Genomic DNA, 20,321 nt, shown 5'->3' on the forward strand with positions numbered 1-20,321 from the left:
TGGAGCGTTTTTATGAATTCTGCAGAATACGGGCATCTTTCTCTGCAGATTCAACGGTTTGTTTTAGTAGCATGGAAATCGTGACAGGACCGACTCCGCCTGGAACGGGTGTGATAGCACTTGCCTTTTCATAGCACGCATCATAATCGATGTCCCCGACGTTCCCCTTGTTGTAGCCGGCATCAAGGACAACAGCACCTTCTTTTACCCATTCCCCTTGAATGAAGTTCGGTTTGCCTACAGCTGCCACGACAATGTCGGCAGTACTCAAAAGGTCAGGGAGATTTTCCGTATAGGAATGACATGTCGTTACGGTCGCATTCCGATTCAATAACATCATGGAAACGGGTTTACCAAGGATCGGACTCCTTCCAACCACGACGGCGTGTTTCCCTTCAAGGGAGACTCCGTAGTAATCGATGATGCTCATGATGGCTGCCGGGGTGCAGGATGGATATTCACCGAACCCCAATGAATTTTGACCGAACCCGAGGCTCGTGACCCCGTCCACATCCTTTTCAATGGAAATGGCTTCAAAGGCAGCACGTTCGTCGATATGATGAGGTACCGGGTGCTGTAAGAGAATCCCATGTACGGAAGAGTCGTCATTCAGCTCCCCGATCACGTCAAGCAGTTCTTCTGTTGTCGTTTCTCTTGAAAGGTGGATGCGTCTTGATTCCATGCCGATCTTCGCACAGGCATTACCCTTCATCTTGACGTACGTGGCAGAAGATGGATCATCTCCCACGAGCACCGTTGCAAGACACGGAGTGATTCCCTTCTCCTTTAGTGCAGCTACTCTTGATTTCAGGCTTTCCTTAATTTCAGATGCAACAAGTTTCCCGTCTAATACTAGTGGTTCCACTGCAATCCCTCCTGATAGTAGTAAAAAAAGGCAAGGGTATCCCCTTGCCTTCTGCCCAGGCGAACGGCTAATGGCTCATGTTTTGTAAAATTCGCAGCTCCCTCGTGGTTGATTCCACATTTTCGCCAGTCACTGCTCTAATTATCTTCAAATTCATTGTAACACGAATATAAAGTATATTTCCAGTGTTAATGTTCGTGTTTTTTGCTGGGATACATCAAAAGGCTGAGAATGTGCTACATCTAATTTTCTATAAGGTTCAACCTCAAATAGACGATTTTTTGCCTTTGATTATTTCATACAATTTGAATAATAAAAGAAATGAAAGGGGTATGGAATATGTTCGAACAAAAAATCGTCATGATAACGGGTGCTTCAAAGGGGCTCGGGAAGGCTTTGGCTATGAAGTTTGCTGAAGAAGGAGCGAAGGTCGCCATCTGTGCGAGGAATGCCGGTCCACTAAAGGAAGTTGAAGAAGTATTGAGGGCATTAGGTGCTGAAGTAGTGGCATGTGAGGCAGATGTTTCGAATGCACGGGATGTTGATCGCTTCGTGTCGGTAACAGAGGAAGTGTGGGGGAGCGTGGATGTCCTGATAAATAATGCTTCTGTGTTTGGGCCGGGGCCACGCCTGTTGGCGGATTATCCCGAGGAAGAGTTTATGGAGGTGCTCAGGATCAATACGTTAAACCCATTTTTAGTCACGAAACGGGTTCTCCCCGGTATGATCAGCAGGGGGACGGGGTCTGTCATAAATATAACGTCAGAAGCAGGCCGAACAGGCTTCGGGGAATGGGGAGCGTATGGGATTTCGAAATTCGCGGTGGAGGGACTGACTCAAACGTGGGCTGATGAGCTCGACGGGACGGGTGTGCGGGTGAATATGGTGGATCCGGGTGAGATGGACACGGATATGCACGACAAGGCGGTACCCGAATGTGATTATCCCTTAGCAAATCCACACGATCACCTGGATGTCTTTCTTTACCTCGCTTCTGATGCTTCGACTATGGAAAATGGTCACAGATTTGAAGCACAGGAATATCAAAGGGAAGCGAGGGAGGAGGCATGAATGGACGTTCATTTCAAATCCCTTCCCGTTTAAACGCGACGACACCCATCGAGCTTCAGGGGCTTGAAAGGGATGACGTAAAGCTGATGGTGCTGGACCGTGAGTACGGTAAGTGTGAACATACTGTATTTAAAAACCTGCCTGATGTTTTACATGAGGGGGATGTGCTTGTTTTTAATAATAGCAGAACCCTTCCCGCTTCACTCAAAGGGAAGCAGGGAAACCGGAATGTCCATGTTCGCCTTTCCAGAAAACGAGGCGGTAACACGTGGGAGGCCCTCATCCTTGGGGACGTCCATCAAGCGGGGGAACCGATTGATTTTCCAGGAGGGGTATCTGGGCGCATAAAGGGTCCAGGAAGTGAAAGCCCACTTGTACAGCTTGAGTTCAACAAAGGTGACAGTGAGCTGATGGACTTCATTTTCAAATACGGCGAGCCCATCCGTTATGAATACATCTCGGAGCCCTGGCCCCTGGATTATTATCAGAATATTTATGGATCGGTACCGGGATCCGTTGAAATGGCCTCCGCCGGAAGGGCTTTTACGTGGAGGTTATTACAAGCCTTAAAGGAAAAAGGGGTGGGCATTGTGTTCATCCAGCTCCACGCAGGCTTAAGTTATTATGGGAATGATCGTTGGCCGATGCCAAAGCACCACCCCGAAGACTATCGGGTGAGTCCTGAAGCGGTTAACGAGATCCTCCACGCAAAGAATCGGGGGAAAAGGGTCATTGCAGTGGGCACGACGGTGGTACGGGCACTTGAGACGATCATGACGCAGCACGGGCAGCTGCAGCCTACTGAAGGTGTTACCAATCTGTATATAACCGGCGATACATCCCTCCAAATCGTAGACGGCCTCATTACAGGGCTACACGAACCGGAAGCGAGTCATTTGAATCTATTAAAGGCGTTCATGTCCGAGGACAAATTGCGTCATGCCTATCAAACGGCCCTGGCAAAGAACTATAAATGGCATGAATTCGGGGATATGAATATCATATTGTAAGGAGAATAGATATGAGACTTCATCACATTGGGATGAATGTAAAGAGCCTGGAGAGGTCAAAGGAATTTTATCAATCCCACTTTGGCTTTAAGGAAGAAATGGTTTTTAAGTGGGGAAGTGAGAACATCATGTTTCTGAAAAAATGGGATTGCCGGTTGGAGCTCATAGAGGAATCCGTAGAGGGTGGCTCAACCTGTGCATTCCTTCATATCGCATTGGAAGCCGACGACCTTGAAAAGGAAGTTGAATCCGTAAAAGAGAAGGGGCTGGTGCCTGTGGAAGGCCCTCTTCTTCTTGAAAATGGATGGAAAGTGGCTTTTTTCTTTGGTCCCGATGGAGAAATCATTGAGTTGATTGAAGAGTAGAAGGTGATTTATCCCCACCAAACCCATAGGCTTTATGAAATTTTTTTGTCCGGAAATCTGTGATACAGTTATCCGGGTAATAAATGAACTGACTATGGTGTAGGAAGGGATTTTCATGAATAAAGAAAAGAGTTTACGCTGGTCATTTTTCTTTGTGGGACTGCTCGTGCTGTCGTTTGGCATCAGCTTGACGATCAAAGGGAAAGACCTTGGAATCGGACCTTGGGATGTATTCCATTATGGGTTATTCAAGCAGCTTGGTCTGACGATCGGGACGTGGTCCATCATTGTGGGCTTCATCATCCTGTTTGTGACAGGTCTTGGGACCAGGTCATTTCCTAAAGCCGGTGCTTTTATCAATATGCTGTTAATTGGCATTTTCATAGATGTATTCAATTTTATACTGCCTGACCCGCATTCTTTCCTAGCGCAGACCATCGTGTTTGCCATTGGGATCGTAGTGATCGGGTATGGAATCGGTCTGTACGTATCAGCGGACCTCGGAGCGGGACCGCGGGATAGTCTCATGCTGCTGGTCGTTGAGAAAACGGGTTGGAAAGTTCAATGGGTCCGGAATGGAATGGAAATCATCGTGTTCTTCTTTGGTTGGTTATTGGGTGGTCCTGTCGGGATCGGTACAGTTATCATCGCCTTGGGACTCGGTTCCATCGTTGGATTTTCATTGCCTCAAAGCAAAAAGCTGTTACACTTTCTCATTGCAAGACAGATGACTAAACGAGACAATCCTTTAGCAAGCTAAGGGTTGTCTTTTTTTACAGCCTAAAAGGGATTTCAAACGATCATACAGAAGTATGAATAGAGTTCTGGTATTCGGGATCTATTATGTGAGAAGGAATGGGTGGGAGTATGAAAGAGCTTGTAGACTATTGTTATCTCTGTCAAAAGCCCCTCTATTGTTTGGACGGTTTCTTTAACGGTGTTCAAATGGGGGATGGAAAGAGTTGTTGTTTTGAATGTGAGGAACGGAGTCAAAGGGAGGAGACGTTACATGAGTCATGAGTATGCTAATAAACTGATTACCCTATTGAACGATCATCAAAACAGTGAAAACAGGGAAGCCATGGAAGCGTATATGAGAAATCAATTTGAGTTCTTTGGCATCAGGAGTCCGGAACGCACTGTCTTGCTCCGTGATTTTCTGAAGGAGAACGGTAAGCCGCCTATTGAAGAATTGCCTGATATTGTCCGTTCTCTCTGGTCCTGCCCTCAGCGGGAATGTCAATACGCCGCTCTCGGCCTGATCGATAAACAATCAAGATACTTAACAAAAGAGCATCTTCCCCTTTTGGAAGAAATGATTGTAACGAAATCCTGGTGGGATACGATTGATCATATCGCACCTAATCATGTAGGGAAAATCTATCAAAAAGAAGAAGATGACACATACTTAGAGAAATGGATTCAATCAGATAATATGTGGTTGAATCGCATCGCCATACTCCATCAATTGAAATATAAAGAAAAAACCGATGAGGCGCGCCTTTTCAGATATATCAACATGCACCGTCAATCCAATGAATTCTTTATCCAAAAGGCCATTGGCTGGGCCCTGAGGGAGTATTCAAAAACGAATCCCGAATCGGTGAAACGTTTCATCGCTTCAGAGGAGCTGGCTCCACTCAGCATTCGGGAAGGATTGAAGCATGTGAATCGAAAAGCTAAGGTGGAGAAAACGGGAAAGTAGCAAGGGGTCATGAAAAGAGATAAGGGGAATTTCCTATTTATTTTTCAGGTATTCACCCAGGCCCCAATCTAGTATAAAGTAAAGAAAGATAGATTTGAGAGGGGCATTGGGATATGAACTGGAATGATTGCATCGAAAGAACGAATACACACTCCGTTAAATGGTCGTTTCCAAAAGGGGATGTGATCCCTATGTGTATAGCAGATATGGACTTCCAGGTTTCTTCTGCCATTGTGGAAGCAATGAACAAGAAGGCCCGGCACGGCATTTACGGCTATACGACATTTAGCGATCGATACTTTGAGTCCATTATGTCATGGTGGAAAAGGCGTTTCCAGATGGATATTAAGAAAGAATGGATCAGCTTCAGTCCCGGGATCATTCCCGGAATCAATGTACTGTTGTCCGTTCTGACTGAGCCTGGAGACGGTGTCATCATTCAGGATCCGGTTTATTATCCTTTCTATAGCACGATTGAGAATCACGGCTGTTCGGTGGTGAAGAATACGTTACTCTACAAAGATGGCGTGTATTCCATCGATTTCGACGATCTGGAAGAGAAAGCGAGCCGGTCAAGAACCAAGATCCTTATCCTTTGCAGCCCGCATAATCCTGTCGGTCGGGTGTGGACGGATGAGGAACTGTTGAAAATCGGTGATATCGCCAAACGTCATGATTTATGGATCATCTCTGACGAAATGCACGGTGATTTAGTGTACGAAGGATTTGAACATATTCCTCTCTTTAAAGTGGATGAGAGTCTGCTTAAGAGAAGCATAGTATGTGCCGCTCCAAGTAAAACATTTAACATAGCGGGGCTGCAAACCTCCATCCTCCTTATCCCGAATGAAGAGGTAAGGGAAAGGTATCAGGACAAGCTCACCGGCTTTGGACTGATGCGCCCGAATGTGTTCGGGATCGAAGGCACCATCGCGGCATATGAGGAAGGGGAACCATGGCTGAATGAGCTCCTGATGGTGTTGGAAGAGAATAAACAGTATGTTCATAACTATCTGGATCAGCATCTGCCGGAACTCCGGGCCATCCAGCCACAGGCCACCCATCTGATCTGGATCGACTGCTCAGATCTCGACATGCAGGGGGATGAGCTTTGCAGATTCTTCCTGGAAAAAGCACGGGTCAAATTTGACGAAGGCTTCAAATTCGGAGAAAGCGGCCAATCCTTCGTCCGGATGAACATCGCCTGCCCTAAAGAACGGGTCGACCTTGCCCTGAGAAGAATGCACGAAGCCATACTCGAACACCGGGTAAAAAGCAGGATAAGTAAATAACAAACGTGGATGAACAGAAGTGACGGCTTTTGTTCATCTTTTATTTTTCCCCCAAATAAAATCAACTAACTTAAACCATTAAGGGAACACTACTATTAAACCGAAATCTGAAGATATTTTTTGTCCATCACAAAAAAACATGTTAAACTAAAAAATAGAACAATCCTTAGAAAACACAAAGAATCAACTGATAAATAATGTATTTTTGGAGTGGACATTTGTTTTTAAAACGCTTACATAACAGGAGGACGAGTATATGACAAGCAAGACATTAGATCACTTTTTACAAGAGAACCTTGAAGATTTAAAATCACGCGGTTTGTATAATGAAATCGATCCATTGCAAGGTGCAAATGGACCGGTGATCACCATTAACGGGAAAAAGCTCGTGAACCTATCTTCCAATAACTATCTTGGACTTGCTACAGATGAACGCCTGAAAAAGGTAGCGATTGAAGCGGTGAAAGAATATGGTGTGGGAGCAGGAGCGGTCCGTACGATCAACGGTACGCTGGATCTTCACGTGAAGCTTGAGGAAAAGCTTGCGAAATTCAAAGGAACAGAAGCGGCGATTGCCTATCAATCCGGTTTCAACTGTAATATGGCGGCTATTTCAGCGGTAATGGACAAAAATGATGCCATCCTTTCAGATGAACTGAATCACGCATCCATCATTGACGGGTGCCGCCTGTCAAAAGCCAACATCATCCGTTTTGGTCATTCCGATATGGAAGATCTTCGTGCGAAAGCGAAAGAAGCGAAGGAATCCGGTCAATACAACAAAATCATGATCATCACAGACGGCGTATTCTCTATGGACGGGGATGTATGTAAGCTTCCTGAAATCGTTGAAATCGCTGAAGAGTTCGATATCATGACGTATGTAGACGATGCCCACGGTTCCGGTGTCCTTGGAAAAGGTGCAGGAACAGTCAAGCACTTTGGTCTGTCTGATAAAGTCGACTTCCAAATGGGTACATTATCGAAAGCAATCGGGGTAGTCGGCGGATATGTGGCCGGAACACAAAACCTGATCGATTGGTTAAAGGTCCGTTCCCGTCCATTCCTATTCTCTACATCCTTGACACCTGCAGATGTGACGGCTTGTACGGAAGCACTTGATCTTATCATGAATTCCACAGAACTACAGGATAATATGTGGGAAAACAGCCGTTATTTGAAAGAAGAGCTGACGAAGCTTGGATTCGATATCGGAAACAGTGAAACACCCATCACACCTGTCATCATCGGTGAGGAACAGGCAACGCAGAACTTCAGTAAGCGTCTGTATGAAGAAGGGGTTTATGCTAAATCCATCGTGTTCCCGACTGTACCAAGGGGAACAGGCCGTGTCAGAAACATGCCTTCCGCTGCACATACGAAGGAAATGCTTGATCAGGCGATTTCAGCGTATGAGAAAGTCGGAAAAGAAATGGGTATTATCTAATCAAACAGGACAAATCGTATAGGGTGCGACTTACATAGCCGGCCCTCTATGTTTACGATATCACCAAAGGTAAATGCAGGAGGAAAGACGATGAAAAAGATTTTAGTAACGGGTGCACTTGGACAAATCGGATCCGAGCTCACCAATAGAATGCGCGAAGTATACGGTTCGGATAACGTCATCGCAACGGATATCCGTGAAACCGATAGTCCGGTCGTGAAAAATGGACCGTTTGAACAACTTGACGTCACCAATGGCGAGAAAATGTTTGATATTGCTAAAACACATAACGTGGATACGGTCATTCACCTGGCCGCTCTATTATCTGCGACTGCAGAAGCGAAGCCGCTGCTTGCATGGAACCTGAACATGGGCGGGCTTGTGAATGCCCTTGAGACATCAAGAGAATTAGGCTGCCAATTCTTCACACCGAGTTCCATCGGAGCATTCGGTCCCTCTACACCGAAGGATTCAACGCCTCAGGATACGATCATGCGCCCTACGACCATGTACGGAGTGAACAAAGTATCAGGTGAGCTTCTTTCAGATTACTACTTCACGAAATTCGGAGTGGATACAAGAGGATTGCGTTTCCCTGGACTCATTTCATATGAGACCCTACCAGGTGGTGGAACGACGGACTATGCGGTAGAAATCTACTACGAAGCGATCAAAAATAATGAGTATACTTCCTATATTGGTGAGGGTACTTACATGGATATGATGTATATGCCCGACGCCCTTAATGCGATCATCGACCTGATGGAAGCGGACGGATCTAAGCTTCTGCACCGTAATTCCTTCAACGTGTCAGCCATGAGCGTGGCTCCTGAAGACATCGCCGGGGCGATCCGCGTTCACCAGCCGGACTTCAAACTGAATTATAACGTTGATCCCGTTCGCCAGAGCATTGCCGAGAGCTGGCCAAACGCCATCGATTCCAGTGCAGCCATGAACGAATGGGGCTTTAAAGCGGAATACGATTTAGCCAAGATGACATCGGATATGCTAGATAAACTGAAAACGAAATAAGAGAGAGGGATCCCTGTGAAGCCGTTCATGGGGATCCTTTTTTGGTGTCTTTGAAAATACGACAAAAAATGACAATATCTTATAAGACCATGATATAATGAAAGAGAAATGTAAGACAGATAACTCCCTTTTGTGGAAAAAAATGGTGAATACTTCACTGGACTATGCTAAACTTCAAGTCTAACGCATTCCGAAGGGGGATTTCAGATGAGAGAAAAAATGAAAGTATTCGGTATACCTTTAGGGGTCATGGTATTATTTGTTGCTGCCCTGTTCGTTCACCAGCTATTTCTCGTGAAGGAACTTCCGCAGCAGGATTGGAGTAGGTCACTCCCACTTAATGTCATTGCTGGAGAGAAACCTCAATTGTTTCAAAATAATAAAGAGCTATATGTATCAAGTAAAGGACAGATTCAAGCCCTTACCATCAATGACGACATGACCGTTTCAAACGAGAAACGCATTAATACGAAAATTACGAGGGGCTACCCATTTTGGACAGATGGGAAACGATTCATCTACTATAAGAATGGAAACTTAGTTCAGACCCAGGATCAAAAGGATAAGATTCTTTCTGAAGAGATTACTGGATTAGGGACAGGAACCGATCAGGTCTATTTTTGGAAAAATGAAAAATTGTTCCAGTACGGACTCCAAGACGGTTCGGTTGACGAAGTCTATACTTTCCCGTCTGAAATTTCTGATATTCGCGTGGGGGCGGACGGCATTTCCGTCATACAAGTGAAGAAAGATGATACACATGATTTTGTTTACTATATGGATGAAAAAGGTGAACCAATCGAAAAGCCATTTATGATTGTTAATACAGCACAGGACAAAATGATGGACGGATTGACGTTTAAAGTGAAGGATGGGGAGCTTAACCTGCTTTATAATGAAAAATCTCGTTCTCAAGGCGCCCTTTCTTATAATGTGTACAAGATACAGGCCCCGTTACAAGAATTAGGAGCCTCCATCTTGAAAGGGAGTAAACTGGAGTTCATGAATAAAAGCACCGGTGAAAAGCTTGTAAGCCCAGGTGGAGTTCAGTTTGTGAAACTGGGTGGAGTAGATTCTGTCTTGTTCACCTCAGAAGGACAACAGGTCGGGGATAACAGCTCCATCCGCCTATACTCGGCTCCATATGAAGATGGTGACATGCTGGAGGGAACCTCTCTCAACACAACAAAACATGTTACGTATTCTCCCGTTCAATTAACGGACGAATCACTGGTTTGGTTTAATTATGATGGTGGTACATATGAACTATATGGAGCATCTCAAGATGAACAGGTGGTTTCAGAGAGTACTGAATGGACAGGAAGAACAGTGAGGGAGGCGCTCAACAATGGCGTTCTTATGATGTTCAGCAGCATCGTCACCACCCTCACATCTTTTTACTGGTTTTTACCTTCTTTATTCCTGTTAATATTGCTTTATATATTCAGACCGAATGTATTCGAAAAAGACGGGATCAGCTGGGCGGAATATGCTTCAATCATCATCTTCCTGCTTATGCCGATCACCTATACAAGTAAAGCGATGAACCCATATTTTTATCAGGTGGCACCGGAGTATTTTGTGTTCCCTGGTAGCAGCTATGCACTGCTGTTGCTGTTAAGCGTCATCACCTGGGTGATCTGGAAAAAAGGAAGAGATCCAGAGTGGGGATCCTTCGCCGGTGCTTTCTACTTTATGGGAGTCTACGTCCTCTTTTATATCACATCGATTGGACCGTATATATTTAATTTATTTTAAATAAAAAGTATGAGTGAGACGGGTGACAAAAATGATAGAGAAAATGAAGCGTACGAAGACACATGCATTCCATAAATTAATCATGATCATGATGGCTCTATTCGTGTTTCTGATCCTCGCTTTACTCATGCTTGACAAGCCTTGGAATATCATCGCTTCCCTTCTTCTGGTGAGCATAGCGGCAGCGGTTCTCCTTTTTCTGTTAAAGGAAGGGAACCGGTTTATACTAAAGCATCAGACACTGTTGGAAGAAGAAAATCAGCTCTCGACCCTCCTTCATTCGCTACCCGATTTTGTTTGTTTCAAAGATGGGGAAGGACGCTGGTTAAAGGTGAATCAGTTTGGTCGGGAGCTGTATAACCTGGAGGGCATTGATTATGTCGGTAAGACGGATAAGGAACTGGGCAAATTGGTTCCCTTCTTTAAAGACGCCTTTGATTATTGCATCGATTCCGATGAGGAGTCGTGGAAAGCAGAACAAGTTACACGATGCGAAGAAGGGTTTTATCTTCCGAACGGAGAGTTTAAAACCTTTGACGTCATTAAGGTCCCTTTATTCCATTCGAATCAGGAACGAAAGGGCCTGGTCATCATCGGCAGGGATATTTCCCAGCAGAAGATCGCCGAAGAAATGCTGTTACGGAAAGAAAAGCTTTCCGTAGTGGGAGAGCTGGCAGCGGGGATCGCGCATGAAATCAGGAATCCCCTAACAAGTATCAAAGGCTTCATTCAATTATTGGAAGAAAATGAGCATGTGTCAGGTCACTATCTTAAGGTCATGTCATCCGAAATGGACAGGATCAACCAGATTGTCGGAGAACTGCTTATCTTATCGAAACCCCAAATGAGGGAATTCCAGTCTTTTGATATGAGTGAAGTGCTGCGATATGTGGTCAAAGTCATGGGACATGAAGCGCTTCTGAAGGGAATCACGTTGAACATCAAGCTCCCTACATCCCCGATTCTTGTATTTGGTGACAAGAATCAATGCATCCAGGTGTTTATCAACATTATCAAAAACGCCATTGAATCCATGGATGAAGGGGAAATTGATGTCGATTGGAAAATAAGGAATGAGTCCATTCATATCATCATCGAGGATGAGGGGACCGGTATCCCTCCAGATCGTTTGAAACGACTGGGAGAGCCGTTCTTCACACTGAAAGAAAAGGGCATGGGACTGGGTCTAACGATCAGTCAAAAGATCATCGAAGACCATAAAGGATCCCTTCAGATTGATTCTGAGGTGAACAAGGGAACGAGGGTGGAAGTCACCTTTCCCTTAGAGGATCAATAATCATATAGAGGCTGCGACCAAAGGGTTTCAGCCAAAAGAAAATCCGAACGGTTTGATTTGAATCTAAATCGTTCGGATTTTTTGCATGCATGAAAAATGGATTAATGAAGAGAACGGATGAATAAGATAAAAGGAGTTTCCAAACGTAAACACTGAAAGGAGCCTGAAAAGGATGACCAATGGAACCGTCCTTCATTCCCTCCATCCACTGGGTATGTTAGATAAGTTCAGAAAAGATCCACTCTTATTTTTAGAATCACAGGCAACCAAGAATGATGAAAGGGTACAATTCCGCTTTGCAAATCGTACTGTTCATTTACTGTTGAACCCTGCATTGGTAAAAGAAGTGCTTGTCACTCAATCTAAAAGCTTTCAAAAATCAAACCAATTCAAAGAGTTGTCTCTCCTGATCGGTGAAGGACTTGTTACAAGTGAGTGTCCCTTACATACAAAGCAGAGGAAAATTATGCAGCCTTATTTCACCCCCCGTCATATCCAAAAGTATGTGAGTGAAATGATAGGTTCAGCCTCTGGCACGATGGAAGGCTGGGAGGCGGGGACGGCCTTAAGGGATATATCCAAGGACATGATGCAAGTGACATTGGCGGTCATAACAAAGACTATGTTTAATATGAATGATCACGAAGGACATGAGAAAGTAGGGGTTCATCTGGAAAAGATCCTGGAAATGGCGACAAAGCGGATTCGCTCTTTCCTTAAGCCCCCTGTCTCATGGCCTCTTCCTGAGCTGAAGCAATATAAGGCCTCCATTGAAGAACTTAAGAGAGTCGTAGAGGAAATCATCCAGCATAGAGAGATTCTGTCTGAAGAAAAAGAGGACCTCCTTCATGCCCTGCTCCATTCCCGTAATGATGAAGGCAATCATATGAAGAGAGATCAATTGATCGATGAAGTGATGACCATTTTTGTGGCGGGACATGAGACAACGGCCAATCTTCTTTCCTGGTTCTTCTATGCGTTAGAAAACAACGAAAAGGTGAAAGAACGTGTCTATGAAGAAGTAGATCGGGTAGTGGGGAAAGAAGAACTATGCAGTGAGCACCTCCCAAAGCTTCCTTATACAAGCCAAGCCTTGGAGGAAACCTTACGTCTATACCCGCCAGTATGGATGTTTGGAAGGACTTCTGTAAGGGGCGTGAAGGTCGGTGACCACTTTATAAAGAAAGGAGAAAATGTCCTCATTTCTCCATATATCATGCATCGGAATCCAAAGTACTTCCAGGACCCATTGAGCTTTGATCCGGAACGCTTTCATAAAGGACGTGCAGAAAGCATTCCACCGTATGCTTATTTCCCTTTTGGAGGGGGATCGAGAGTGTGTATCGGCAATCACTTTGCCCTTCAGGAGGCATTGGTGATTGTGGCCTTATATGTTCAAAGGTTCAACTTTACAATTTCGAGTGACCATAAGGTGGAATGCCACCCATTGATTACCCTGCGGCCAAAAGGCGGAATGTTCATGAACGTTGAAAGAAGAGTGGATTAGTAAAACAAAAAACCCAGGTTCGAATCCGAACCTGGGTTTTCCTATTCTTAAAAGATCATATGAGCAATCGCTACAATCACAAGTAATGTCAAGAATGTACGCTGCAGGAAGATGATGACCAAGTCCTTGAAATCGACCGGGATCTTGGAACCAAGGAGCAGTCCGCCAACTTCAGACATGTAGATTAATTGAGTGACAGATAAGCAGGCGATGACAAAGCGCGTCAGCTCACTTTCAATTCCGGATCCGAAGATGGCCGGCAGGAACATATCAGCAAACCCGACAAGGATGGAGCGTGATGCTTCCGTTGCTTCCGGGATTTGCAGAAGCTCGAGGATCGGAATAAGCGGCATACCGATGTATTCGAAGAACTTCGTATTCTCGGCAACAATCAGGGCTGTGGTCCCGATTGCCATGACGATGGGAGCGACCCCCATCCACATATCCAACACGTTTTTCATTCCATCTGAGAAAAACTTCGATGCACTGTTGTTGTTCTTTGCTTGTACAAGAGCCTGCTCGTAGCCATAACCGACCCGGCTGTAACCTTCAGGGATCTCTTCCATCGTGTTCTTCCCTTCCTGACCATTGAAATACGTGTCAGGTTTTCGGGATAGTGGCGGGATCCTCGGCAGGATAATCGCTGCAAGGAGTCCGGAGGCAGATACAGTCAGGTAAAATGGAATGAAGTATTCCCCAAGATTCACCTGTGAAATGACAACAAGGCAGAAAGTGATGGATACGACTGAGAAGGTTGTCCCAATGACCGCTGCTTCCTTCTTCGTATAATAACCATCTTCATATTGTTTACTTGTCAATAGCACGCCGATCGTACCGTCACCCAGCCATGACGCTAAGCAGTCAATGGAAGAACGACCCGGAAGGCCGAATACAGGGCGCATAATTTTCGTTAAGAGTGCCCCGAATAATTCCAGTAGTCCAAAATTTAATAATAGCGGCAGGAAGAGTCCTGCAAAAAGAAATACAGAAAAAAGAATGGTAAGAAGTCCGTCCGCGTTTAATAGAAGTCCACCTGTTGCATCAGACCAGACCCACTCAGGACCTAATTTAAACAGAGTCATCACGGCAAAGATGGCTCCGACTACTCTGACAACGGCCCATACAGGTCGAACATCAAATAGACTAGTGAAAAACGGTGATTTTTTAATGAAATCCGGCTGTGCGAGCTTGGTGACTAACGTCCCGATGACCGTCAGGATGATCAACCCCGTCATTATCGCCGGTACATAGCTGCCGATCCAGTCCTGCAGAAGTCCGGATAAGACCGCGATCGGTATCGTAATTCCGTCTTTCCCCGGAATCGGTATCATAAATAAGAAAACTCCCAATAAGGAAGGGATGATAAAGCGTAAATGACTGGTTGTTGTAAAACGATGTTGCTGATTCATAAATTCACCTCAGAAGTAGTAGTAACAGTAACGGAAAAATGAAACATTATTCATTCTAATGCATACATATAAATTTGTCTATAGAAAATTCCCGGAAAGGCATGTATGTATCCCTCAGATGGTTTTCCCAAAGAAGGGACAGGTCAAACATAGAGTGATAGATAAATCAAAATAAATAATGATACAAAAAAGAAAGCGCTATCTTTATGTATACCTTTCATTTTACTAAAATTTTAAAAAATTTCAATAATAATTCAGGTGCTGGTGAGTTTTGAACTAATAATAGATTATATATTTTGAAAATAGAGGTTTATCCTTCTTTTAAGTGGGTATAAAGAATTCATACCTTAGATAGTCAGGAGTTGTAATGGATGACATCTTTAACAAAACTTACTGAAGAGCAATTGACCAATGTGTATCAACTGGCACAAGAAGAAGGGTTGGAAGAAGAGTTTATTGAGATGCTAGAAGGGGAGATGGAAAGAAGGGAAAGTGTACGCTAGAAGACAAGCGAATATAATAGATAATGAACGTCCATACATAACGGCTGGTCTCTCAGGGAGGCTGGCCTTTTTATTGATCCAAGAAAAAAGCACCATCAACGAGAATGGTGCTTTCGCTTTTTCTGTTATAAAAATAGTAAACCCAGTGAAATAACAACTCCACTGATGACAAGGATAATCACACAATAGCCCATAATATCCTTTGCCTTCAGTCCCGCGATGGCTAGAGCCGGTAAAGCCCAGAATGGCTGGATCAAGTTGGTCCAGGCATCACCCCATGCAACGGCCATGGCGGTCTTGGCGACCGATGCATCGAGGGTTTGAGCGGCATCGAGCATGATCGGTGCCTGAACGGCCCACTGTCCGCCACCCGAAGGAACGAAGAAGTTGACAATCCCTGCGCTCAGGAAGGCAAAGAAGTAAAACGTCACATCATTTGAGATCGATACGAAAGCTTCACTCATGACGACAGCGAGTCCGGATGCCGTCATCATCCCCATGATTCCCGCGTAGAAAGGAAACTGGATGACAATTCCGCTTGCTCCCTTAATGGCCTCCTGTACGGCTGCAAGGAAGCGCTTCGGCGTACCATGAAAGAGGATGCCCAGAAATAGAAAAAGAAAGTTGACGATATCTAAATTGAGTGCGAAACCATTTTTAATAAAGTACGAGAATAAGAACACAATCCCGAGCACCGCCACGATAATCGATAAGACCATGCTGTTCTCAAGCTTATCGGCAGGAGTCATTGCTTCTTTTTCAAGAGTGGCAGCTGTCTCATTGAAGAGCTCAGGATCAACCGTAATCGTCTCCTCTTTCGCTGGCATTAACATCCTGTTGGTGATGGGTAGGACGATGAATAATGCGGCCACGATGATGAGAGTGGATGTTGCAAAGATGGTTTCATTGGTCGAGATGACCCCGATCAAATCCTGGAACGGATGACCGTCAGTCGCAATCGATAACGGGATCGACCCGGAGAATCCTGCATGCCAGACCACAAATCCTGAGTAGGCACTGGCAATGAGCAAGCGGTAATCGACGCCCTTCACCCGTTTGGCCAGTTCTTTCGCAAACAATGCCCCGATGACCAGTCCGAACCCCCAGTTGATCCAGCTTGCAATCATGGACACGACGGTCACGATCACTATGGCAGAGCCGGGAGATTTGGCGAACGAAGCAAGAAATCCGAGGAAACGTTTAAACAATGGACTGCTCGCAAGGACATACCCTGTCACAAGGACAAGTACCATCTGCATGGAAAAGGCGAGCAGGCTCCAGAACCCATCCCCCCAATACTGAACCATCTCAAGGCTCGAACTTTCAGTGAAAATGAGCCCAAGACCGAACACGGCCAACGTTAAAATGACCACAAATAAAAATGGATCAGGCAAATAGCGCTGCATGATTTTGTTAGACAATGAAATAAGTCCTTTCATCTTCATCCCCCTTATAAAAATATACCTCCATACTATTCTTCTATAGTGATGAATGAAAACCCTTTCAATTTCAGATAATTGCCAGAATCTTGATTTTGAACGTCCATTACTATAAGTGTATAAATATTTCATGATACAATGGCTAAATTAAGAATACTCAACAACAGGAAGGTGTTTACAAATGATTACATTCATTGCTACAGATATGGACGGAACATTATTAAATGAAAAACAGGAAATCAGTGAAGCGAATAAGCAGGCCATCCTGGACGCACAGGAGCAGGGAATCGAAGTAGTGGTAGCCACAGGCAGGTCATATGAGGAAGCCCGATATGTCATAGAGGAGGCAGGCATCTCATGCGATATCGTCTGTGCCAATGGAGCAGAAGTGCGGAACAAACAAGGCGAAATCATCTATCAGGCGGGCATTGAGTCAGCACGTGCAAGAGAGATTGCCGCTGTCTTAAATGAAACCGGCATTTACTTTGAAATCTACACAGACGAGGGAACGTATACGGAAAACTATGAAATGGGAGTCGAATTAATCGTCAACATTTTCACAACAGCCAATCCCGGCGTGTCTGAAGAACAAGTGAGACAAGCTGCCAGGGAACGCTTTGAAAAAGGGCATATCAAATTGGTGGAAGATTACGGGGTCCTGTTCGAGGATGACAACCAGCTTGTATACAAATTCCTTGTTTTCTCCTTTGATGAGAAGCAGCTACAGGAAGCGAACGAGAAATTAAGTGCCCTTACAGGCATCGCCATCAGCTCATCAGGTAAAGAAAATATTGAAGTGAACAGTCTTGAGGCACAAAAAGGTGTTGCTCTTGAGAAACTGCTGAAAGACAAAGGACTGTCAGCTGAGAATGCCATGGCCATGGGAGATAATCTTAACGACCTGTCCATGATGAAAGTAGTCGGAAGACCCGTAGCCATGGGGAACGCCCTGGATCAGATTAAGGACTTCTGTCCATTCATCACGGCAACCAATAAGGAAGATGGTGTGGCCAAAGCCATTCAGGAAGTCATCCAACAACCGGCAAAGTAATGAGAACCTCTTCTGTTGTCCATACTGGTTAAAAAGAGTGAATAAGGGGAGCTGGTAGGATGAAAATCAAAATGGGTTGGCTCGTATTGATCATAAGTCAGAGCTTATTACTTAGTGCCTGTTCGTTCGGACAGCCAGATGGGCAGCAGGAAGAAAGTGAATCCGTCACGAGACCAAGTGTCGAGAGTAAGGTAGTGGCGCAGGATCTGTCAATTCCCTGGTCCATCCAGAATCAGGACAATGTATTTTATATCACACAGCGGACAGGCGGAATTGTGGAGATAATGGATGGGGAAAAATCCGTGGTCAAAACCAGTTTTTCCAAGCCATTATCGAGTAGCCCTGAAGCCGGACTGTTAGGATTTGTGCTTCATCCCGAATTCAAAACCAACCAACAGGCATTTGCCTACTATTCGTACGATGATTCCGGGGACCATTACAATCGGGTCGTAGCCCTGAAGCGGACTGCAAACGAGTGGACCGAGGAAAAAGTCCTGTTGGACCGGATTCCAAGCGGGCAGTTTCATCAAGGTGGCAGGCTTGAAATCGGTCCCGATGACAGGCTCTACATTACTACAGGGGATGCCACCAGGCAGGATCATGCTCAAGATCTATCCTTCCTTGGAGGGAAAATTCTTCGCATTGACTTGGATGGAGGAATCCCGTCCGATAACCCATTTAAAGATTCACCTGTTTACAGCTACGGCCACCGGAATCCCCAAGGCCTTGCCTGGAATCGGGATGGTGAACTGTATGAAACTGAACATGGTCCGAATGGGTATGATGAAGTCAACCTGATCAAGGCAGGAAACAACTACGGATGGCCGAAGATCACAGGAGATGATAAGGCCGAGGGCATGGTGTCCCCGCTGTCAAACTCCGGTGAGCCTTCATGGGCCCCATCAGGAGCGGATTTCTGGAAGGAAGATTTCGTGTTCGCAGCCCTGGCTGGTCAAAGCGTAAAACGATTTGATACAGAAACGGGGGAAGTAACCGACCTTCTCAAAGGATTTGGTCGTGTCAGGGATGTACTGGTGGAAGGGGACACCCTTTATTTTGTCTCAAACAACACAGATGGGCGGGGAATCCCCCGTGAGAATGATGATAAGTTGTATGAGGTGGACCTAAAGTCAGTGATGAATGAAGAATAGAGTGACGGAAACCTCCCTCTCGTTTTGGGGAGGTTTTTTTTGCAAAAAAAAAACACGCTCAAAAGCGTGTTCATGAATGTTTATTTTCATCATTGGCTTTCAGAATCGCAATCACGAACATCCCAAAACTAAGCATCAGAGATAATACTTCGAATGTATTCATTATACATCGCCTCCTTATTCTAAGGCTTCCCGGATTCAAGATTGTCCTATACGCTTGAAATAAATGGAATATATTTCATCTGACCTTACTGCTTCTTTTCGTCAAATAATCCCGGTATATTGTCCAATGAGTAGTCCCTGACATACCGGATCAATTTGATTTTCAACTCCTGCTCCAGGTCGTCCCTGTTTTCGAGTCGGGTCAGATACAGCGACTTCCTGATTTTCGGTTCGAACCTCCGGATGATCTTCGTTTCATATTCCGTGTTGCCCTTCGCTTCTTTAACTAGATCGTATAAAATTCCCATAGTTTATGATTCTCCTTTTTCTAAAATGGATTTTAATTTGCGTAACGCTTTTCGATGGGTTTTCGAGATGGCTTGTTGGGATACGCCCTGCATCCTTGCGATCTGAGTATCAGATCGTTCCTGTACATAAGCTAAATCCAGGATATGCTTCTGTTTTTCCGTCAATGTTTTATAGGCCTGAAGGAGTTCCTCGTTCTCCAGACATTCCATTAAAGTCGAATAATTGGTGAAAGGCGCAATATCCGAGTCCGGATCCGGAACAAGGTCCACATATGATCCACCATCTTCACCCACCCGGTCATCCAGGGTAAGAGGATGACGTTCGCTATATTTTCTTATCTGTTTGTCAAAGTTCACACTGTGAAAATAAAGGGATGAACTGACGTAAGAGGTAAATCGGATATCAAAATAATAGGCTTTAAACGCTTCGTTTAAATGATCTTCCTTACTTGCACTGGGGTGATGTAAAAAATCTTCGACTAACTTCCGGTTCTCCGTTTGACTGATAAAGGACTCAACGGCTTTATTGTATTTGAGATGAGGATAATGACGATAAAATTCACTCACTAATGGATCCATTTTTTTCACCACCAATAGAACGTATGTTCGATTTTTGAGTAAAAAAAAAGAGGAGAAAAATTCTCTCTGCTTTTACTCTATAAAGAAGCGGAAGGGACCCATTTCCACAACCTTCTTCTCTTTAATCGATCCATAGTACTATCTATTAAATCATATATTACAGAATCAAGTAAGTGATGAATGCACTAATTTTCCCTTATTATCCACATATTAGATGGGTTTAGTTTATAGAAGTATCTTAACGAGAGTTTGTTGCTTTTGAAAAGGCGAGTGGTTGGTTGATTTCCGCTGCAGGTGCTCGCTTTCCGCGGGGCGTGAGTTGAGCCTCCTCGGGCTCTTTGCACTGGCCCCATAATGTTGGACACTTAAA

Annotated in this window: 20 protein-coding genes and 1 riboswitch; of the genes, 14 read left to right on the forward strand and 6 right to left on the reverse strand. The window is 44.8% G+C overall.

Annotated elements, in window-relative coordinates; all coding sequences use genetic code 11:
- Window positions 1–10: 10 nt before the first annotated feature.
- Window positions 11–871, reverse strand: a complete 861-nt coding sequence (locus BVI01S_RS16890) for a bifunctional 5,10-methylenetetrahydrofolate dehydrogenase/5,10-methenyltetrahydrofolate cyclohydrolase (RefSeq protein ID WP_061811026.1) — start codon at window positions 869–871, stop codon at window positions 11–13.
- A gap of 40 nt (window positions 872–911) precedes the next feature.
- Window positions 912–1,008: riboswitch (ZMP/ZTP riboswitch) on the reverse strand.
- 196 nt (window positions 1,009–1,204) lie between these two features.
- Here BVI01S_RS16890 and BVI01S_RS16895 point away from each other — a divergent pair.
- From BVI01S_RS16895 to BVI01S_RS16945, 11 genes are all read left to right on the forward strand, one after another.
- Window positions 1,205–1,936 carry an SDR family NAD(P)-dependent oxidoreductase gene (locus BVI01S_RS16895; protein ID WP_061811027.1) on the forward strand — a complete coding sequence of 244 codons (732 nt, stop codon included), beginning with the start codon at window positions 1,205–1,207 and terminating at the stop codon, window positions 1,934–1,936.
- The gene (locus BVI01S_RS16900) at window positions 1,933–2,946 is read left to right on the forward strand and encodes an S-adenosylmethionine:tRNA ribosyltransferase-isomerase (RefSeq protein WP_061811028.1); all 1,014 of its coding nucleotides are present in this window, start codon (window positions 1,933–1,935) and stop codon (window positions 2,944–2,946) included. Before BVI01S_RS16895 ends, BVI01S_RS16900 begins: the two co-directional genes overlap by 4 nt.
- A gap of 11 nt (window positions 2,947–2,957) precedes the next feature.
- Complete coding sequence (locus BVI01S_RS16905) at window positions 2,958–3,311, forward strand: VOC family protein (protein ID WP_061811029.1); 354 nt, start codon at window positions 2,958–2,960, stop codon at window positions 3,309–3,311.
- A 115-nt stretch (window positions 3,312–3,426) separates the two neighbouring features.
- Window positions 3,427–4,071, forward strand: a complete 645-nt coding sequence (locus tag BVI01S_RS16910) for a YczE/YyaS/YitT family protein (protein ID WP_061811030.1) — start codon at window positions 3,427–3,429, stop codon at window positions 4,069–4,071.
- Between the two features lie 249 nt (window positions 4,072–4,320).
- On the forward strand, window positions 4,321–5,016 hold the full coding sequence (locus tag BVI01S_RS16915) for a DNA alkylation repair protein (RefSeq protein ID WP_061811031.1): 696 nt from the start codon (window positions 4,321–4,323) through the stop codon (window positions 5,014–5,016).
- 113 nt (window positions 5,017–5,129) lie between these two features.
- Window positions 5,130–6,308 carry a MalY/PatB family protein gene (locus BVI01S_RS16920; RefSeq protein ID WP_061811032.1) on the forward strand — a complete coding sequence of 393 codons (1,179 nt, stop codon included), beginning with the start codon at window positions 5,130–5,132 and terminating at the stop codon, window positions 6,306–6,308.
- Window positions 6,309–6,564: 256 nt separating this feature from the next.
- Window positions 6,565–7,755, forward strand: a complete 1,191-nt coding sequence (locus BVI01S_RS16925) for a glycine C-acetyltransferase (RefSeq protein WP_061811033.1) — start codon at window positions 6,565–6,567, stop codon at window positions 7,753–7,755.
- Between the two features lie 90 nt (window positions 7,756–7,845).
- Window positions 7,846–8,787 carry an L-threonine 3-dehydrogenase gene (locus BVI01S_RS16930; protein ID WP_061811034.1) on the forward strand — a complete coding sequence of 314 codons (942 nt, stop codon included), beginning with the start codon at window positions 7,846–7,848 and terminating at the stop codon, window positions 8,785–8,787.
- 207 nt (window positions 8,788–8,994) lie between these two features.
- Window positions 8,995–10,545: a hypothetical protein gene (locus BVI01S_RS16935; protein WP_061811035.1), complete on the forward strand. Its 1,551-nt coding sequence runs from the start codon at window positions 8,995–8,997 to the stop codon at window positions 10,543–10,545.
- A 31-nt stretch (window positions 10,546–10,576) separates the two neighbouring features.
- The gene (locus BVI01S_RS16940; protein WP_244886950.1) at window positions 10,577–11,842 is read left to right on the forward strand and encodes an ATP-binding protein; all 1,266 of its coding nucleotides are present in this window, start codon (window positions 10,577–10,579) and stop codon (window positions 11,840–11,842) included.
- 172 nt (window positions 11,843–12,014) lie between these two features.
- Complete coding sequence (locus tag BVI01S_RS16945) at window positions 12,015–13,349, forward strand: cytochrome P450 (RefSeq protein WP_061811036.1); 1,335 nt, start codon at window positions 12,015–12,017, stop codon at window positions 13,347–13,349.
- Window positions 13,350–13,396: 47 nt separating this feature from the next.
- On the opposite strand, the gene BVI01S_RS16950 is transcribed toward BVI01S_RS16945, so the two are convergent.
- Window positions 13,397–14,758, reverse strand: coding sequence for a YjiH family protein (locus tag BVI01S_RS16950; protein WP_034764969.1), 1,362 nt, complete (start codon window positions 14,756–14,758; stop codon window positions 13,397–13,399).
- Window positions 14,759–15,129: 371 nt separating this feature from the next.
- Between BVI01S_RS16950 and sda the strand changes: the two genes are divergently transcribed.
- Window positions 15,130–15,261 carry a sporulation histidine kinase inhibitor Sda gene (sda, locus tag BVI01S_RS22245; protein WP_079532306.1) on the forward strand — a complete coding sequence of 44 codons (132 nt, stop codon included), beginning with the start codon at window positions 15,130–15,132 and terminating at the stop codon, window positions 15,259–15,261.
- Window positions 15,262–15,386: 125 nt separating this feature from the next.
- Here the strand turns inward: sda and BVI01S_RS16955 are convergent, their stop codons facing one another.
- Window positions 15,387–16,700, reverse strand: a complete 1,314-nt coding sequence (locus BVI01S_RS16955; RefSeq protein ID WP_061811037.1) for a short-chain fatty acid transporter — start codon at window positions 16,698–16,700, stop codon at window positions 15,387–15,389.
- Between the two features lie 181 nt (window positions 16,701–16,881).
- Between BVI01S_RS16955 and BVI01S_RS16960 the strand changes: the two genes are divergently transcribed.
- The gene (locus BVI01S_RS16960) at window positions 16,882–17,751 is read left to right on the forward strand and encodes a Cof-type HAD-IIB family hydrolase (protein ID WP_061811038.1); all 870 of its coding nucleotides are present in this window, start codon (window positions 16,882–16,884) and stop codon (window positions 17,749–17,751) included.
- A 59-nt stretch (window positions 17,752–17,810) separates the two neighbouring features.
- Window positions 17,811–18,902, forward strand: coding sequence for a PQQ-dependent sugar dehydrogenase (locus BVI01S_RS16965; protein ID WP_061811039.1), 1,092 nt, complete (start codon window positions 17,811–17,813; stop codon window positions 18,900–18,902).
- 70 nt (window positions 18,903–18,972) lie between these two features.
- On the opposite strand, the gene BVI01S_RS22990 is transcribed toward BVI01S_RS16965, so the two are convergent.
- The 3 genes from BVI01S_RS22990 to BVI01S_RS16975 form a co-directional block, all read right to left on the reverse strand.
- Entirely contained in the window at window positions 18,973–19,065 is a 93-nt protein-coding gene (locus BVI01S_RS22990) for a putative holin-like toxin (RefSeq protein WP_219169586.1), read from the reverse strand.
- Window positions 19,066–19,150: 85 nt separating this feature from the next.
- Window positions 19,151–19,372: a helix-turn-helix domain-containing protein gene (locus tag BVI01S_RS16970; protein ID WP_061811040.1), complete on the reverse strand. Its 222-nt coding sequence runs from the start codon at window positions 19,370–19,372 to the stop codon at window positions 19,151–19,153.
- A gap of 3 nt (window positions 19,373–19,375) precedes the next feature.
- Window positions 19,376–19,951 carry a sigma-70 family RNA polymerase sigma factor gene (locus BVI01S_RS16975; RefSeq protein WP_061811041.1) on the reverse strand — a complete coding sequence of 192 codons (576 nt, stop codon included), beginning with the start codon at window positions 19,949–19,951 and terminating at the stop codon, window positions 19,376–19,378.
- Window positions 19,952–20,321 lie beyond the last annotated feature (370 nt).

Source organism: Rossellomorea vietnamensis NBRC 101237, assembly GCF_001591825.1.
Classification (GTDB): domain Bacteria; phylum Bacillota; class Bacilli; order Bacillales; family Bacillaceae_B; genus Rossellomorea; species Rossellomorea vietnamensis.

Coding starts and splice junctions, on each gene's coding strand:
- BVI01S_RS16965 (WP_061811039.1), top strand. CDS start 17,811: ATGAAAATCAAAATGGGTTGGCTCGTATTGATCATAAGTCAGAGCTTA.
- BVI01S_RS22990 (WP_219169586.1), bottom strand. CDS start 19,065: ATGAATACATTCGAAGTATTATCTCTGATGCTTAGTTTTGGGATGTTC.
- sda (WP_079532306.1), top strand. CDS start 15,130: ATGACATCTTTAACAAAACTTACTGAAGAGCAATTGACCAATGTGTAT.
- BVI01S_RS16905 (WP_061811029.1), top strand. CDS start 2,958: ATGAGACTTCATCACATTGGGATGAATGTAAAGAGCCTGGAGAGGTCA.
- BVI01S_RS16920 (WP_061811032.1), top strand. CDS start 5,130: ATGAACTGGAATGATTGCATCGAAAGAACGAATACACACTCCGTTAAA.
- BVI01S_RS16960 (WP_061811038.1), top strand. CDS start 16,882: ATGATTACATTCATTGCTACAGATATGGACGGAACATTATTAAATGAA.
- BVI01S_RS16930 (WP_061811034.1), top strand. CDS start 7,846: ATGAAAAAGATTTTAGTAACGGGTGCACTTGGACAAATCGGATCCGAG.
- BVI01S_RS16915 (WP_061811031.1), top strand. CDS start 4,321: ATGAGTCATGAGTATGCTAATAAACTGATTACCCTATTGAACGATCAT.
- BVI01S_RS16940 (WP_244886950.1), top strand. CDS start 10,577: ATGATAGAGAAAATGAAGCGTACGAAGACACATGCATTCCATAAATTA.
- BVI01S_RS16900 (WP_061811028.1), top strand. CDS start 1,933: ATGAATGGACGTTCATTTCAAATCCCTTCCCGTTTAAACGCGACGACA.
- BVI01S_RS16935 (WP_061811035.1), top strand. CDS start 8,995: ATGAGAGAAAAAATGAAAGTATTCGGTATACCTTTAGGGGTCATGGTA.
- BVI01S_RS16910 (WP_061811030.1), top strand. CDS start 3,427: ATGAATAAAGAAAAGAGTTTACGCTGGTCATTTTTCTTTGTGGGACTG.
- BVI01S_RS16945 (WP_061811036.1), top strand. CDS start 12,015: ATGACCAATGGAACCGTCCTTCATTCCCTCCATCCACTGGGTATGTTA.
- BVI01S_RS16950 (WP_034764969.1), bottom strand. CDS start 14,758: ATGAATCAGCAACATCGTTTTACAACAACCAGTCATTTACGCTTTATC.
- BVI01S_RS16955 (WP_061811037.1), bottom strand. CDS start 16,700: ATGAAAGGACTTATTTCATTGTCTAACAAAATCATGCAGCGCTATTTG.
- BVI01S_RS16970 (WP_061811040.1), bottom strand. CDS start 19,372: ATGGGAATTTTATACGATCTAGTTAAAGAAGCGAAGGGCAACACGGAA.
- BVI01S_RS16895 (WP_061811027.1), top strand. CDS start 1,205: ATGTTCGAACAAAAAATCGTCATGATAACGGGTGCTTCAAAGGGGCTC.
- BVI01S_RS16925 (WP_061811033.1), top strand. CDS start 6,565: ATGACAAGCAAGACATTAGATCACTTTTTACAAGAGAACCTTGAAGAT.
- BVI01S_RS16975 (WP_061811041.1), bottom strand. CDS start 19,951: ATGGATCCATTAGTGAGTGAATTTTATCGTCATTATCCTCATCTCAAA.